This is a genomic window from Psychrobacter sp. TB55-MNA-CIBAN-0194, assembly GCF_040309505.1.
In the GTDB taxonomy this organism is placed as follows: domain Bacteria; phylum Pseudomonadota; class Gammaproteobacteria; order Pseudomonadales; family Moraxellaceae; genus Psychrobacter; species Psychrobacter fozii.
Window position 1 is genome coordinate 90,518 of sequence record NZ_JBEOOW010000008.1, and the last position, 15,466, is coordinate 105,983.

Sequence of the window (15,466 nt, forward strand, 5' to 3'; positions counted from 1 at the left end):
TATTATCTAATGTGAGGAGATAACTCTCATGAGCAACAAGCATCCATTAGTTCAGGTCATCGAAAATGCTCAATTGATTGAGCGCCCAAGCTTTGCACCCGGCGATACCGTTGTGGTTCAAGTAAAAGTACGTGAAGGTGAGCGTGAGCGTTTACAGGCTTTTGAAGGCATTGTAATTGCTAAGCGTAACCGCGGTCTAAACTCAGCGTTTACCGTACGTAAAATCTCAAGCGGTGTTGGTGTTGAGCGTGCATTCCAATTGCATTCACCAATCATTGAAAGCATTGAAGTTAAACGCCGTGGTGCTGTTCGCCGTGCGAAATTGTACTACTTACGTGAGCGTTCTGGTAAATCAGCACGTATCCGCGAAAAACTTGCTCCGCGTGCAGCTGCTCCAAAGAAAGCTGCCGCTAAAGCATAAGTTTAAGCAACTGCTTAAACTTGCTACGGTTGCTGAGCTGCTAATGAAGTGGCAAGGCAACTACGCAAAAGTAGATACAAGCCCTTATTCATAGGTTTATCATATAAATAAGCGGGCCATACCAAAAAAGACAGAACCCCAATCTATGCGAAAGCTAGGTTGGGGTTTTTGTATGTGGGTTTTAAATGAGAGTTGAGAATGACATGTTTAGTAGGCTCTAATCTTCGTCATCAAAATTATCTATACGGCTGCTTTGGTCTTTAGATTTGCTGTACTTACGCAGTCGGATATATATCGTCTTTGTGACGATCGCAATAACTTTTTGCTGCTCGTCGACTATATCGACTTTATATTCACGAAAGACCGCATCACCATCTTTCGCCATTTCCTGAATAGTAATAATTTCAGAGCTGGCAATTTTCATGCGTGCGGTAACTTTGCTATAACCCGGCGCGATAAAATCAATATTTGAGCTTTTGTCCCACACAACATAGCTACTACCGAGTTGGTGCATGAGCATAATCATATAAAATGGATCAACCATTGAATACAAACTGCCACCAAACTGAGTACCGACAATATTTTTGTTCAAAGCATTGAGTCCCATACTGACGACGCACAGACCTTGATCCAGACTTATATGATCGATTTTGATGCCTGCACCGACATAGGGTGCGTAAGTATTGATACGCAGCTTAAGTAAATGTGGTGTCAGTAATGGCATGATACTTTGTTTAGCCCGACGTTTTAAGGTCTCAAAATTGGATGGTAGTAAACGCATGAACTTATCCTGTTATTGCTTCTAAGTTTTTCTATTTATTTTGATATAGCTGATTATCTGAAAGGTATCTTTATTGAGCATAATCATTAGGGGGTATTTATCATAAGTAAAAAACACTAAGACCGCTAGCCTTAAAGCGTAACTGACATGGATTTTCTAGAATTATTTAAAAGTTATAATAAACTATTTATTATACCTATCTTTAATATTTAGTTATGTGATAACAAATGTCTAGATACAGATAATTATTAAGAAAAAGGTCATTTATTCTAATTTAAAGCCTATATTAGGTATGTTTTTTCCTCATGGTTTTCTATTAAGTTAAATTTTGCATTAAATAGAAACTTTAATTTATAGATTATAATAGTGTATCGGCTTTTTGAGTGGTTCTAAGTTCGCATTTCGAGTTCTCATGTCATACAATGGCTTGCAATTTTTAATGGACGCTTTAGTCACATTAAATGTCACTATCAAATTATCAGTTAAATCAAGCCTCAGACGACACAAGGAAATGTGATGAGTAACTCTCAGATCCCTTCTTCAGGGTCTAATCAACAGCCGTCAAACCCATCCGATTACGACACAGAGTTATCAGGTAGCTATGTCGATTTGCACAAACCAAGTTCGAGTTTTGAGAGTCGTGATGATTATCTCAATCATGAATTGCAAATCATGCAGCCCAAACGCTGGCGTCCCAATTTGCCCTTTCGTGATTATCGCTTTGAGTATGAAGATACTATTCCTGCAATGGCAGCGACGATTGGTAAAGTGGTTATGGTGGGTGCGATTGCTGCAACATTTGCAGGTCCACTTGGTTTGGGCGATGCGTTTGTTTTAGAAAACGTTCGTTATGAGCTATTAATCGTTTCGTTTTTTATCATCTTATTTTCAGGATTTCTACTCCCGACAGCCAACCTTGCAGGTACTCACGGCCCCCTTATTCCCCTTATTCCTATTGTTGTAGCCGCTGGTGGCCATCCAATGGCATTTGGTCTGCTCATCGGTGCCTTTGGCTTGCTATTAGCAATCAGTAAAGGGGGCAGTCTGCTGGCAAATCTGACCAGTAAAGGTGTGTGCGGTGGCCTCTTGATTTACTTAGGGTTTATCGGTACTACCTCACAGGTCAAAAATCTCTTTGCTTGGGCAGAAGGTATTGGCATGTCGCATATTGCCTTTTTTATTATTTTGGCCACTATCCTGCTATATGCATTACTTGAGCACTGGCAAAAACGCTGGCTTGCGGTACCGCTAAGCTGTGTACTAGGTGGCGGACTTGCATTTGCATTAGGTGCGCCCTTTGAGTTCAAAACTGCACCAGGCTTGCCGAATATGAACCCGATGTATTGGTGGGGTGAAAATACCGGTTGGATGCTAGGATTACCTACGGTTGAAAGCTTTATTGTCGTACTGCCATTTGCTATTTTGGCCGTTGCGATGTGGTCACCAGATTTTTTAGGTCATCAGGTGTTCCAAAAAATCAGCTATCCTAAACGTACTGAAAAAGTGCTTATGGATATCGATGACACCATGACTAGTGCATCGTTTCGTCAGGTCGTCGGCTCTGTATTGGGCGGTGCTAACTTTGCGTCATCGTGGGGCACGTATATTGTCCCAGCAGCGATTGCCAAACGTCCGATTCCTGCCGGTGCCTTATTGACAGCATTGTTCTGTATTATCGCAGGTGTTTGGGGCTATCCAATGGATTTGGCTATTTGGCAGCCAGTGATGTGTGTGGCATTGATCGTTGGGGTGTTCATTCCACTGCTTGAAGCTGGCATGGAGATGACGCGTGAAGGTAAAACTACGCAATCTGCTGCTATCGTGGTATTCGCGTCTGCACTGGTGAATCCGGCATTTGGTTGGTCACTCACGTTGTTGCTCGATAACTTGGGCTTAATTGGCTCTAAAGAACGTAGTGCCAATTTGACTAAGATGAGCCGCTGGATCATACCGGGTATTATGTTTGTCGTATTGACTGGCGTGATGGCTATCGTCGGTATGTTGCCAGGCATTCCAGCATTGATGGCAAACTTCCGTCATTAATAGCATCTTGCTGAATAAACGATAATAGAACAAATTAAGTCAGCGAAAGCTGGCTTTTTTATGAGTGAAGCTATGATAATAATTGGCTTGTAAAACAATGACTCCCGCCCCATAACTAGCAGTATTATAAGACTTTTAAGAGCAATGAATTCTATGGTCAATGTCTCAGAATCTAGCCCTATCGATGATAAAAAAGCCCGTCTTAAGCATTTAATTCAGCGCTTACCCAATTTGCCAGGCGTGTATAAAATGCTGGGAAAAAATGGTGATATCTTATACGTTGGCAAGGCTAAATCCCTTAAAAGCCGTGTAAACAGCTACTTCGCAAAGACGATTGATCATCCAAAGACACGAGCGTTAGTGGCACGTATCCATGATATCGAAACCATTATCACCCGTAGTGAGACTGAAGCGTTGCTGCTTGAGCAAAACCTGATTAAAGAATATCGTCCTCCCTATAACGTGCTGCTACGAGATGATAAATCTTACCTCTATGTGTTTATCTCAGCCGACAAGCCTTATCCGAGATTGGCGTACGGTCGCGGCAAAGGCAATCATCAAAAAGGACGGTTCTTTGGGCCGTTTCCGTCTGCTCATGCGGCAAAAGAGACATTGGTGCTGATGCAAAAGATGTTTCAAATGCGCCAATGTACCAATACTTTCTTCAATCAACGTAAGCGCCCATGTCTTGAGTATCAAATCAAACGCTGCCGTGCGCCTTGCGTGGGTCTGGTATCAGCAGAAGAATATGCAGAGGACGTCAACAATACGATTCGCTTCTTAAAGGGTGACTCTGGCGATATTCACACCACGCTGATTGAAAAAATGGAAGCGTCAGCTGAAGAGTTGGATTTTGAGAAAGCAGTATTTTATCGCGATCAGCTCTCTATGCTCCGTGAAGTGCAGGCCAAGCAAGCTGTCTATACCGTACAAGGTGAGGCCGATGTGATTGCGATTGCCAGTCAGGCAGGCATGACGTGTGTCAACGTACTGACTGTCCGTGGCGGGCGGGTACTGGGTGGTAAGAACTATTTTCCGGATGTCGATAGCAGCGAATCGCTCGCGGATAATTTATCTGCTTTTATTACGTCTTTCTATTTTCAGGTGACGGATGATTTGCCCGCAGAAATTATGCTAACTCATGAGTTACCTGATCAGGTGGCAGTGAGTGAGGCATTGGCGACGCATTTTGGTAGCAAAGTCGTCATCAAAACCAATGTACGTGAACATCGTGCAGAGTGGCTAGATTTGGCAAAACTGAACACCAATAACGCGCTAAAAACCAAGCTGGGCGATTATTTAGAATTGCATGCACGCTTTGGTGCATTGAAAGATGTATTGGCGGATGTCACCGAGCGAACCATTGATCGCATCGAATGCTTTGATATCTCACATACCATGGGTGAAGCGACCATTGGTAGTTGCGTGGTATTTGACCAAGGTGGTTCGCGTCGCCGTGATTATCGTCAGTATGCTATCCATGACATCGTAGGCGGTGATGACTATGCGGCGATGAAGCAAGTGCTGACACGGCGTTATAAGAAGCAGCCATTGCCTGATTTACTACTGATTGATGGTGGTAAGGGTCAGCTTGGTATTGCCAAAGAAGTATTGACTGAGTTGGAAATTCTTGGTGATACTTTGCTTATTAGTGTGGCAAAAGGAGAAGGGCGCAAGGCTGGGCTTGAAGTATTGCACTTTATCGATCATGAGCCATTAGATCTACCGATGGATAGTAAAGCGCTGCATTTATTGATGCATATTCGTGATGAGGCGCATCGTTTTGCGATTACGGCGCACCGTAAAAAACGTGACAAGCGCCGTTCATCGTCAGTGCTAGAAGTCATACCCGGACTGGGCGAAAAGCGTCGTCGCGACCTGCTGAATCACTTTGGTGGTATGCAGCAACTGCTTGGTGCATCGCAACAAGAGCTGTCAGGGGTACAAGGTATTGGGCCTGTGCTCGCAAAAACTGTTTATAAAGTGTTGCATGAGTAGCTGGACATATTAAAAAAACGACAACAGAACCAAATCTGTTGTCGTTTTAACGTTAGGAATATTTAGCAGATTAAGACCTCTAATCGCTAAAAATCAAAACTTAACTGCTGGTTTGGATAGCTACGGCAGTGCTCACAGACGCGCTCCCAACGATTAAATCGATAGCGTAAATACCAACGAACATGCACAGCTTTAGGATAACCGCATTGAATGGTCATGATGACCTCCATAATTATGATTAGGAATTCATAACTGTGGAGACATAGACACTTACTAGCATTTACTATAAAATATATGAACCCTGCAAGGTAAATAAACTTTATTAGTATGCTAATAGCGGAGTCTAGCTCCACAGTTGTCTTATCTAAAAGTTTTTTAAGCTCAGCAATTAATTTTGCTGGGCTTTTTTAATTTTTCATATTTGGTTCCTCCTTTTAAATTATATCTTATTAAAGCTGAATAGAAGACCAACCAACGTTAGGCTTTTACTTTATAAGTCGTAAATTTGAAGCTTAGACCGCTCTTTTCATCATGCATCTGCTCAGACTCTTCTGCCACTTCAAATTCACTTGGCAATTCAGGATAGAACGCATCACCATCAGTAATATCGGTGTCGACGTGGGTCAGTTCAATACGGTCGGTATACATTAAGGCATCGCTAAAGACACGCTCGCCACCAATGACCCAAATAGTATCCAGATGCGCGCCATGTGCCAGACTGGCTGCTTGTGTCAAAGCATCGTCTAGGTTGTGTACCACGTAAGCATTGTCCTTTCCAACGAGGCCTTTTTGCTCAGCATAATCCAATTGGCTGCTGATAATGAAGCTAACTCGTTTTGGTAAAGGCTTGCTGCCCATTGATTCAAACGTCTTACGGCCCATAATGACGATACCTTGTATGCCACCGTCGTTTTGTTTGGTCGTCATCTTTTTGAAGTGCTGCAAGTCTGCTGAGATATGCCACGGCAGCTCATTATCCTTACCGATACAACGGTTGCTACTGATAGCAGCGATTTGGGCAACTTCGGTGTGGGCATAACTCATAATCTATCCTTTTTATTATCTTTTACAATTTTAAGCTTATTTAAAGTAGTCAATCAGACCAATGCTATACCGCAACTTTCGCTTTGATAGCAGGATGCGACTCATAACCCTCAACATTAATATCTTCGTAATTGAAGGCAAAAATATCATTAATATCAGGGTTAAGCGTCAACGTTGGCAGTGCATATAGCGAACGCGTCAACTGTAATTCAACTTGCTCACGGTGGTTTTGATAAATGTGGCAATCACCACCTGTCCAGATGAACTCACCTACTTCTAGACCACAAATTTGCGCGACCATATGGGTAAGTAGGGCATAGCTGGCAATGTTAAACGGCACACCTAAAAATAAGTCTGCTGAGCGCTGATAGAGCTGGCATGACAGTTTATTGTCCGCGACGAAGAATTGAAACATGGTATGACAAGGCGGTAAGGCAACTTGATCTGCTTCTCCAGGGTTCCAACCAGACACGATTAAGCGACGTGAATTGGGGTTGGTCTTTATTTGCTCGATGACTTGGGTGATTTGATCGACACCATCAGCATGGTAATTGCCGTCTTCATCTTTGGTTGCGCCATAATTGCGCCATTGATGACCATAGACAGGGCCCAAATCACCAGCAGGACGATTAAAGCGCGCCGTCTGCTCTGCAGTAGCCCATTCATTCCAAATTCGTACGCCATTGGCTTGCAAATAATCAACGTGAGTACTACCACTTAAAAACCAAAATAGCTCATAGGCGATAGATTTAAAATGAACTTTTTTGGTAGTCAATAGCGGAAACCCTGCCGCTAAGTCAAAACGCAGCTGTGCGCCAAAGTGGCTGAGCGTACCAGTGCCAGTACGATCGCCTTTTTCAGTGCCTTCATTAAGGACAAGACGGAGCAAATCGAGATAGGCTTGTTCGTTCTTTGTGCTAATCATATTCTTCAACTTCAATAAATATTTAAGAGGTTTTAACGTTCAGCTAGATTAATTTTTGTGACCAACTAACGACGATTTACAGATTGGAATATCTAGCTGATATGTATCGTTAATAAGTTTGCGAACTGTATCTTCAAACCAAGCTGAAGCGTTAGGATGCAAAATAATCTTCGTTATCATTTCTCTGGTATCTTTAATAGAAAAATGAAGGCCAAGTCTTTTATTCTTCTTCTCTAATGTCGCATCATTATCTACTAGCACTAATCTTGCTTCATTTTCAAAAGAAAAAGCTTCATGTTTGTGAAATAACTGTAATGGTAAATAATTAAAAATAGAGTGGCGTACAGTATATTCATCTCTAAACCAATCAGGTATCTTTTTTCCATCATATAAATGATAGGCATTATTAGGCTTCTGATACATTACTGGGAAAAATCTAGCATGCATGTCAATCCTAGATCGCCCAAATGCTAATTTGAATTTTCGATGAGTAGTTTGAATTGCTAAAGAATCGTTAGATTGTCCATAACTATTCCACATAGCATGAGATTCAGGCTCATCTAAGTACCAACAGCTTACATAAACCCATTCTTTTGCAGCTATTAATTGATTTTCAGTTTGAAAGTTGTCTTTTTCACCATTGAATAAATGAAGACTTCCTTCCCAGCTATCAGTGAATAAGTTTGCTTTTGGAATGAAAAAGCCCTGTTCAAGCATAGATATTAGTTTCACAAATGGAATATATCTTGTCAAAACAGCTTCTATTTCTATTTGTTTATCCATTTTCGAACGTCCTAATAAGCAGCTTGCTTACCCCAGTCATAGATGCCGCGTTTGTAGGCATAGATTAATAGGATAAAGCCAATGATTATCATCGGGGCGCTTAGCATTTGCCCTTTGGTCATCCAACCTAACAGGATGAATCCTTGGTCGACGTCTGGCTGACGGAAGAACTCGATGATGAAACGGCTAATGCCATAACCCAACATGAAAATACCGGTCGCTGCCATACGAGGGCGGGGTTTTGATGAATACCACCATAAGAATAAGAACAGCAATAGACCTTCAGCAAGCGCTTCATATAATTGTGAAGGATGACGAGGCAGCAGATACTGACCATTGACTTCAGTCATTAGCTCTTGAAGTTCAGGATTGGTTTGTAATTGTTGCATATCAGCAGCAGCGGCTTGCGGGAAGTACGTCAACCAATTATAGCCGCCATCAGAGACACGGCCCCACAGCTCACCATTGATGTAGTTACCAATGCGACCAAACAATAAACCCGTTGGTACGCACGGCACGACAAAATCTAGTACTTGGAATGGTGTCTTTTTATACTTACGAGCGAAATATAGCATACCAAGCATGACGCCGATCAAGCCGCCATGGAACGACATGCCGCCTTCCCAGACCTTGAAAAGATAGGCAGGGTTTTGTAGCAATTCACCGAACTGATAAAACAAGACGTAGCCAACACGGCCACCTAAAATGACGCCAAGTGCACCAAAGAATACCAAGTCGGACACCATGTCGGTGGTCCAGTTATCGCGTTTGGTGCTGCGATACCACGCTAGGCCGTAAGCGGCAGCAAATGCCAGCAAATACATCAGCCCATACCAATGGACTTCAACAGGCCCAATGGCTAACGCTATAGGATCGTACTGAGGATGAATCATCATAAGGGCATCATAATATTGGTAATAAAGTGCTGACTATAATAGCAAATTTCATTCGTCGAGCATACACAATTGCTATGATGCCAATCAGTTAGCATTGAGAAGTTGAACGGTCGATACAGTGCAGAATACATAGGGTAGGAAGCAGGTAAGATGCTGAATAAAACAGGACAAATAGCTGTAATCATGAAAAGGTTTCGTAACGGTATGCAGTCTTGGTAGCTAGCAGCTTAGGATAAGAACGCTATTTTTAGCATTATCTAGCGTTCACTACCAAGTGCTCATAAATAAATGCAGTTAAGTAAAAGCAGCTAGATAGCGACTAGATCTTGTACTTTGTTTTCGACCATCGTGTCGCCTGCGCCTTGTGACACTACTTTGCCGCGTGATAGCACGGTGTAATTGTCAGCCAGCTCTTCGGCAAATTCGTAGAACTGCTCAACCAGCACAATGGCCATGTCACCTTTGTCAGCCAAGTCACGTAGAACTCGGCCAATATCTTTAATAATAGACGGCTGAATACCTTCAGTTGGCTCGTCTAAAATTAACACAGTCGGCTCGGAAGCTAAGGCGCGTGCAATGGCAAGTTGCTGCTGCTGACCACCAGATAAATCACCACCACGCCGATGTTTCATCTCATCGAGTACGGGGAAAATATCGTATAAATGCTTGGGTACGTGCTTTGCCTTGCTACGTGAAAATTTGGCCATACCGATCAAGATATTTTCTTCTACGGTCAGTGTCGAAAAGATATCACGACCTTGTGGTACATAAGCCAATCCTGCTCGTACCCGCTGCTCGGACGACATTTTGCTGATGTCTTTATCATTGAGCAGGATTTGCCCTGATTTAATCGGTAATATCCCCATTAAACATTTGAGTAGGGTGGTTTTACCCACGCCGTTACGACCAAGTACCACACTGCATTCACCGATGGGTGCTGTGAGCGAGACGTCCCGTAGAATATGGCTGCCGCCATAGTATTGATTGATATCGTTAACTTTTAACATGGCTGTCTCCTAACATTCGAATCGTTTCCTAATCTCTAAATGGCATAGCAGTTTGTCAATATTACTATCAACTCAGTTATCAACCTAGCTATCGACCTAAATAGGACTCAATCACGGCTTCATTGGCTTGTACTTCCGCTAATGTACCTTCGGCCAAAATCGCCCCTTGTGCCAATACCGTGACTTTTTCACTGATGGCATCGATAAAGGTCATATCATGCTCAACCACCACCAAGGTATGGTTCTTTTTAAGGCGTAGACACAGCTCGGCAGTATGCTCAGTTTCTGCATCAGTCATACCGGCCACCGGCTCATCAAGCAAAATTAGCTTGGGGCTTTGCATCAATAGCATGCCAATCTCTAACCACTGTTTTTGCCCATGTGAAAGCAAACCAGCGGGCTTGTTGATTTTATCGGTCAGGCGAATTTGCTGTAGGGTCGCGTCGAGGGTATCGCGAGTATCGGCATTGAGTTTATTGAATAAGCTTTTGACTACACGTTTGTCTTTCGGCGCAGCAAGTAACAGATTATCCATGACCGTAAAGTTCTCAAAGACAGTAGGTTTTTGAAATTTACGTCCGATGCCAGCTTCGGCGATTTCTTCAGTGGATAAATTAGCAAGATTGTGTGTTTGACCAAAAAAAACGCTGCCTTCAGTGGGCCGAGTTTTACCTGTGATGACATCCATTAGCGTGGTTTTACCAGCGCCGTTTGGGCCAATAATACAGCGTAGCTCACCTTCTTCAATATATAGCGATAAATTATTGAGTGCTCGAAACGAATCAAACCAAACACTTAAATCTTCTAAATATAATGCAATGCCATGGCTAAAATCGACGCCTGATGGCTTCGGGTGACTGTGGCCAGTACCGCCATGAGTACGTCCATACTCGTTAATAATTTGCTCAGTCGTTGAAGGTTTATCATTTAGCATTATTGCTTCTCCTTTTTGAATCGATCGAACAAGCCCATAATGCCATTGGGTAAAAACAACGTCACGACGACGAACAGTCCACCTAATATCAGTAGCCAAAATTCAGGGTAGGCGACCGTAAAGTAGGTTTTCACAGCGTTCACCACACCAGTACCTAAGATCGCGCCAATTAAGCTTCCTCGACCACCAGTTGCTACCCAGACGGCTATCTCAATTGAGTTAACTGGGTTCATCTCACTCGGATTGATAATACCTACCTGCGGCACGTATAGCGCACCTGCGATACCAGCGATGACAGCTGACAACACCCAAGCGGATAGCTTGTACCACAACGTACGGTAACCTAAATACTGCAAGCGGTTTTCGCTATCACGAATGGCGCCAAGCACTCGACCATAAGGCTGATTCATTAAATGACGCAAACCCATATAAGAGACTAACAATGCTAAGGCCGTGACAAAGCACAGCATTGAGCGAGTAGAGGCAGCGGTAATGTCGTAGCCGAGAAGGGTCGTAAAACCAGTAAAGCCATTGTTGCCACCGAAGCCTGTCTCATTACGGAAGAATAGCAAGGCTGCTGCGTAGACCATGGCTTGAGTGATGATAGAAAAGTACACCCCTTTGATTTTGGAGCGAAAGGCAAAGAAACCAAAGATAAAAGCAACCAAGCCAGGCACTAATACAACCAGTGCGACTGCCCACCAAAAGTGCTGTGTGCCAGCCCAGTACCATGGCATTTCGGTCCAGCTCAAAAACCGCATAAAATCAGGGAGCGCGTCGCCCGCTGTCTCACGTGTTAGGTACATGCCAAACGCATAACCACCCAAGGCAAAGTACAGGCCATGTCCCAAGCTCAAAATACCGGCATAGCCCCAGACGAGATCTAGTGCCAAAGCGACCATCGCTAGTGCCATGATTTTGCCAATCAGGGTAATCCAGTAGGCTGAAAGGTGAAAAGCTGAAGTCTCCGGCATAAGATGTAGCCAAGGCAGTATCAGTAGTACGGCAAAACATAAGCCAATTAAAACAGCACTACGCGGTGTATCAGACAGTAATTTAGTCAGTATCATAGGAATCTCCTTATTCGACAAAGCGGCCTTTGAGTGCAAATAAACCTTGTGGCCGCTTCTGAATGAACAGAATCACAAGAACCAACAATACTATTTTTGCCAATACCGCACCGATACCAATCTCGAGTACCGTACCACTCACACCAAGTCCTAAGGCTGCTAGTACTGCACCCCATACTTGACCGACACCGCCGACGACGACGACTAAAAATGTATCAATGATATACGTTTGACCCAAATCAGGCCCCACGTTACCTACTTGGGCAAGGGCACAGCCTGCCATACCAGCCAGCCCAGAGCCCAAACCAAACGCCATCATATCGATACGTGCAGAAGGAATACCAACTGCTTTTGCCATTTGGCGGTTTTGGGTGACTGCTCGTATAAACAAACCAAAGCGCGTTTTGTTGAGTAAGTACACCAGTAGCGCCACGATGATGACCGTAAAACCAATAATGGCGATACGGTTATAAGGCAGTACAAGGCTGGATGACACCTGATATGCGCCGCTTAACCATGCCACGTTACTAACTTCAACGTTCTGCGCACCAAAAATCATCCGCACCAGTTGCATCAAAATCAGACTGACGCCAAATGTCGCTAATAAGGTCTCTAGCTCACGACCATATAGTGGGCGAATGACAATGCGCTCAATAATCATGCCGATGACAGCGCTGACTAAAAAAGCAGCCGGAATAGCAGCAAGCAAATACCAACCTGCCATATCTGGCATATAAGCTTGAAAGAAGTTTTGCACCATATAAGTGGTATAAGCCCCAATCATAATCAGCTCACCATGCGCCATATTAATCACGCCAAGCAAGCCAAAGGTAATGGCAAGGCCAAGAGCCGCTAGCAGTAAAATACTGGCGGTACTCATACCGGTGAAAATATGACCCGTCCATGTGCTTATTTCAATACGCCGTGACACACTGGATTCAGCATCGATAAGCGCCGCTTCAAGTGCAGAATCTGAATTATCAGCGGCAAGGGCAGACTCGATATCAACTAATACTTGTGGGCTATCACTATCAGCAAGTAGCTTTGCGGCTGCGATTTGAGTGGGTAGGTCACCATTTTTGAAATCAATACGAGCCTGTAATGCAGTTAGTGCCTTTTTGACTTTAGTATTGTCTTCATTTGCCGCTGCTGCCGTAATAATGGCTGGATCTACTTGGTCAATGTTGTTGGCTAAAATATCAACTGCTTGTAGTCGCTGTGCAGGTTTGTCAGATGCTAGCTTGACCTTAGCTTGTCCAAAAATGAGCGCCGAGCGCAGCGCATTGGTCAGTGTGATTTGTGATAAGTCACTAGGCCAATTCGCCGTTTCTTTTTTATCAGGATAAGTAAATAGCTGATCATCTTTATTCAGTAAATATGTTTGCCCATCATTACCTTGATATAGCTCATCATTGGCAATGAACTCAACCAGACTATCCAAACTCTCAACGGATCCTGGCCAATCACTTAACATGGTTTGACGCTTACTAAAATCACCTGCTACAAATTGTTGAATGGCATCGCCTGAACTTGTAGAAGTTGCTGTTGAAATATTTGAGGTACCTGAGGTGCTGGCTTGAGTAGAAGTAGATACGTTCGCAGTTGTGACCAATGATGGCTCATTATGAGCAGTATTTGTATCGTGGTCATGTGGTTGACCGTCATGATCAGCATGCGCAGAAGTGGTGAAAACCGTTATAAATAATGCAGTCAGAGCAAGTAGCCGCATAGGTATAGATATTGAAAAAATCGCAGCGTGTCTCATGAACCTGCTTGTTGGTGCTTGCTGATCATTACCATTCTTAGATGATATGTGCCCTGCAATAGGGCATAAAGTGTGACGCTGCATATGCGGCTCCCTGTGTTCCACGGTCAACAAATTCTTGGCTCTACTGCTTAGCGTACTAAGCAATAGAGGTATAGATAAGGCGTATAGATATATAAGGTGTTGAAAATAAATGTGGAGAGTAGGTACTGGGTCATCGATTCATGCACCTGTCAGCACAAATTTATTCAGTGGACAGCCTATTTAGGAATGTACTCGCTCCAAGGCTGCGCTTGAATAACCTCTGGCGTTTTAAAAATCGTGTCAAACTGTCCATCCGCACGAATTTGTCCAATCATCACAGGCTTCCATAAATGATGGTTTGTGTCATCCATTTTTAATGTGTAACCAGAAGGCGCATCGAACGTCTGACCAGCCATACTAATACGTACTTTATCAACATCAGTGGTGCCTGCTTTTTCAACAGCTTGCTTCCACATATTGATACCGACATAGGTAGCTTCCATTGGATCATTGGTCACGACTTTTTCAGCATTCGGTAGTTTTTGGTCTAATGCATATTGCTTATAGCGTTTGGTAAATTCACTGTTGGTTGGGTTTTTGATCGACATAAAGTAGTTCCATGCCGCCAAATGACCTTGCAATAGGCTGGTGTCGATGCCACGCAGCTCTTCTTCACCGACTGAGAATGCCATGACTGGAATATCTGACGCTTTGATACCTTGGTTGGCAAGCTCACGATAGAACGGAACGTTTGAATCGCCGTTGATGGTAGAAATTACTGCTGTCTTTTTGCCCGTTGAGAATTTTTTGACATTAGATACGATGGTTTGATAATTGCTGAAACCAAATGGTGTGTACTCCTCCATAATGTCTGCATCAGCCACGCCTTTTGATTTCAAAAATGCCTTTAAAATCTGATTGGTGGTACGTGGATAGACGTAATCAGTGCCTAGCAATACGAATCGTTCTGCACCGCCGCCTTCCTCACTCATCAAGTATTCTACTGCTGGAATAGCTTGCTGATTTGGCGCCGCACCCGTGTAAAAGATATTTTCTGACTGCTCTTGTCCTTCGTACTGCACTGGATAGAACATCAAGCCGTTTAACTCTTCAACTACTGGCAGTACTGATTTGCGTGATACCGATGTCCAACCGCCAAAAATAACATCCACTTTATCTTGAGTTAATAGCTGACGGGCCTTTTCAGCAAATAACGGCCAATCAGAGGCAGGGTCAACGACTACAGGTTCTAGCTGCTTACCCAGTACGCCGCCATTGGCATTGATTTCATCAATGGTCATTAATGCGGTATCTTTTAGAGAGGTTTCGGAGATGGCCATGGTGCCAGACAATGAGTGCAATATACCCACTTTGATGGTCTCGCCATCAGCAGCAGGCTCAGTCGTTGTTTCTGTGGTGGTTTCGGCTGTTGTCTCTGTCGATGTTGCGGTTTCTGCAGGTTTTTGACAGGCAGCGAGACTCAAACTACTAATGACGGCTATCGCCAATAATGAAACGCGTGATTTGAGTTTGCTGTGAATATTCGACTCAACAAACTGAGGGTTGGCTAAAATTGGTAACGAAAACATGGACATCTCCTAAGTAAATACAAAAGATAAAATACTGTTACTTAACAGTAATTAATAGTTCAAGTTCCGTGCCAAGTCAAAAAGGCCGTTATTTGGGAAATAACAGCACAATAATTAAAAATTGTTGCGTTTTTTCATTAATCTAGTGCATAGATTTTGGTAGGTTGCACCATAAAAGGGAATAAA

General features: G+C 43.4%; 14 protein-coding genes. 3 read left to right on the plus strand and 11 right to left on the minus strand.

Features of this window, described 5'->3' with window-relative positions; genetic code table 11:
• Positions 1 to 28 precede the first annotated feature (28 nt).
• Complete coding sequence (gene rplS / locus AAEY75_RS10675) at positions 29 to 421, plus strand: 50S ribosomal protein L19 (RefSeq protein ID WP_110923619.1); 393 nt, start codon at positions 29 to 31, stop codon at positions 419 to 421.
• 217 nt (positions 422 to 638) lie between these two features.
• On the opposite strand, the gene AAEY75_RS10680 is transcribed toward rplS, so the two are convergent.
• Positions 639 to 1,202: a DUF4442 domain-containing protein gene (locus AAEY75_RS10680; protein WP_197101995.1), complete on the minus strand. Its 564-nt coding sequence runs from the start codon at positions 1,200 to 1,202 to the stop codon at positions 639 to 641.
• Between the two features lie 516 nt (positions 1,203 to 1,718).
• Here AAEY75_RS10680 and AAEY75_RS10685 point away from each other — a divergent pair.
• Positions 1,719 to 3,245, plus strand: a complete 1,527-nt coding sequence (locus AAEY75_RS10685) for a DUF3360 family protein (RefSeq protein WP_110923617.1) — start codon at positions 1,719 to 1,721, stop codon at positions 3,243 to 3,245.
• A 153-nt stretch (positions 3,246 to 3,398) separates the two neighbouring features.
• Entirely contained in the window at positions 3,399 to 5,243 is a 1,845-nt protein-coding gene (gene uvrC, locus AAEY75_RS10690; protein ID WP_352259593.1) for an excinuclease ABC subunit UvrC, read from the plus strand.
• 86 nt (positions 5,244 to 5,329) lie between these two features.
• Here uvrC and AAEY75_RS10695 read toward each other — a convergent pair whose 3' ends face one another.
• The 10 genes from AAEY75_RS10695 to urtA all read right to left on the minus strand — a co-directional run bounded on the left by AAEY75_RS10695 (position 5,330) and on the right by urtA (position 15,232).
• Entirely contained in the window at positions 5,330 to 5,461 is a 132-nt protein-coding gene (locus tag AAEY75_RS10695) for a hypothetical protein (RefSeq protein WP_264298303.1), read from the minus strand.
• Positions 5,462 to 5,720: 259 nt separating this feature from the next.
• A complete protein-coding gene (locus AAEY75_RS10700; protein WP_352259560.1) occupies positions 5,721 to 6,287 on the minus strand; it encodes a dihydrofolate reductase in 567 nt (188 codons plus the stop codon).
• A 64-nt stretch (positions 6,288 to 6,351) separates the two neighbouring features.
• Positions 6,352 to 7,212 (minus strand): thymidylate synthase, encoded by an 861-nt coding sequence (locus AAEY75_RS10705; RefSeq protein ID WP_201592365.1) that lies wholly within the window; start codon positions 7,210 to 7,212, stop codon positions 6,352 to 6,354.
• Between the two features lie 48 nt (positions 7,213 to 7,260).
• Positions 7,261 to 7,995 (minus strand): DUF2971 domain-containing protein, encoded by a 735-nt coding sequence (locus AAEY75_RS10710; protein ID WP_352259561.1) that lies wholly within the window; start codon positions 7,993 to 7,995, stop codon positions 7,261 to 7,263.
• Positions 7,996 to 8,006: 11 nt separating this feature from the next.
• On the minus strand, positions 8,007 to 8,891 hold the full coding sequence (gene lgt / locus AAEY75_RS10715) for a prolipoprotein diacylglyceryl transferase (RefSeq protein WP_352259562.1): 885 nt from the start codon (positions 8,889 to 8,891) through the stop codon (positions 8,007 to 8,009).
• A gap of 308 nt (positions 8,892 to 9,199) precedes the next feature.
• A complete protein-coding gene (gene urtE / locus AAEY75_RS10720) occupies positions 9,200 to 9,898 on the minus strand; it encodes an urea ABC transporter ATP-binding subunit UrtE (RefSeq protein ID WP_201592370.1) in 699 nt (232 codons plus the stop codon).
• 88 nt (positions 9,899 to 9,986) lie between these two features.
• Entirely contained in the window at positions 9,987 to 10,832 is an 846-nt protein-coding gene (gene urtD, locus AAEY75_RS10725; protein WP_201592371.1) for an urea ABC transporter ATP-binding protein UrtD, read from the minus strand.
• The gene (gene urtC / locus AAEY75_RS10730; protein ID WP_101204890.1) at positions 10,832 to 11,902 is read right to left on the minus strand and encodes an urea ABC transporter permease subunit UrtC; all 1,071 of its coding nucleotides are present in this window, start codon (positions 11,900 to 11,902) and stop codon (positions 10,832 to 10,834) included. Before urtC ends, urtD begins: the two co-directional genes overlap by 1 nt.
• 10 nt (positions 11,903 to 11,912) lie before the next feature.
• Positions 11,913 to 13,751, minus strand: coding sequence for an urea ABC transporter permease subunit UrtB (urtB, locus tag AAEY75_RS10735; RefSeq protein WP_502944402.1), 1,839 nt, complete (start codon positions 13,749 to 13,751; stop codon positions 11,913 to 11,915).
• Positions 13,752 to 13,927: 176 nt separating this feature from the next.
• The gene (gene urtA, locus AAEY75_RS10740) at positions 13,928 to 15,232 is read right to left on the minus strand and encodes an urea ABC transporter substrate-binding protein (protein WP_197218129.1); all 1,305 of its coding nucleotides are present in this window, start codon (positions 15,230 to 15,232) and stop codon (positions 13,928 to 13,930) included.
• Between the last annotated feature and the right edge of the window lie 234 nt (positions 15,233 to 15,466).

Excerpts from the sequence above, each read along its gene's own strand:
- rplS (WP_110923619.1), top strand. The coding sequence starts at position 29 with ATGAGCAACAAGCATCCATTAGTTCAGGTCATCGAAAATGCTCAATTG.
- AAEY75_RS10680 (WP_197101995.1), bottom strand. The coding sequence starts at position 1,202 with ATGCGTTTACTACCATCCAATTTTGAGACCTTAAAACGTCGGGCTAAA.
- AAEY75_RS10685 (WP_110923617.1), top strand. The coding sequence starts at position 1,719 with ATGAGTAACTCTCAGATCCCTTCTTCAGGGTCTAATCAACAGCCGTCA.
- uvrC (WP_352259593.1), top strand. The coding sequence starts at position 3,399 with ATGGTCAATGTCTCAGAATCTAGCCCTATCGATGATAAAAAAGCCCGT.
- AAEY75_RS10695 (WP_264298303.1), bottom strand. The coding sequence starts at position 5,461 with ATGACCATTCAATGCGGTTATCCTAAAGCTGTGCATGTTCGTTGGTAT.
- AAEY75_RS10700 (WP_352259560.1), bottom strand. The coding sequence starts at position 6,287 with ATGAGTTATGCCCACACCGAAGTTGCCCAAATCGCTGCTATCAGTAGC.
- AAEY75_RS10705 (WP_201592365.1), bottom strand. The coding sequence starts at position 7,212 with ATGATTAGCACAAAGAACGAACAAGCCTATCTCGATTTGCTCCGTCTT.
- AAEY75_RS10710 (WP_352259561.1), bottom strand. The coding sequence starts at position 7,995 with ATGGATAAACAAATAGAAATAGAAGCTGTTTTGACAAGATATATTCCA.
- lgt (WP_352259562.1), bottom strand. The coding sequence starts at position 8,891 with ATGATGATTCATCCTCAGTACGATCCTATAGCGTTAGCCATTGGGCCT.
- urtE (WP_201592370.1), bottom strand. The coding sequence starts at position 9,898 with ATGTTAAAAGTTAACGATATCAATCAATACTATGGCGGCAGCCATATT.
- urtD (WP_201592371.1), bottom strand. The coding sequence starts at position 10,832 with ATGCTAAATGATAAACCTTCAACGACTGAGCAAATTATTAACGAGTAT.
- urtC (WP_101204890.1), bottom strand. The coding sequence starts at position 11,902 with ATGATACTGACTAAATTACTGTCTGATACACCGCGTAGTGCTGTTTTA.
- urtB (WP_502944402.1), bottom strand. The coding sequence starts at position 13,751 with ATGCAGCGTCACACTTTATGCCCTATTGCAGGGCACATATCATCTAAG.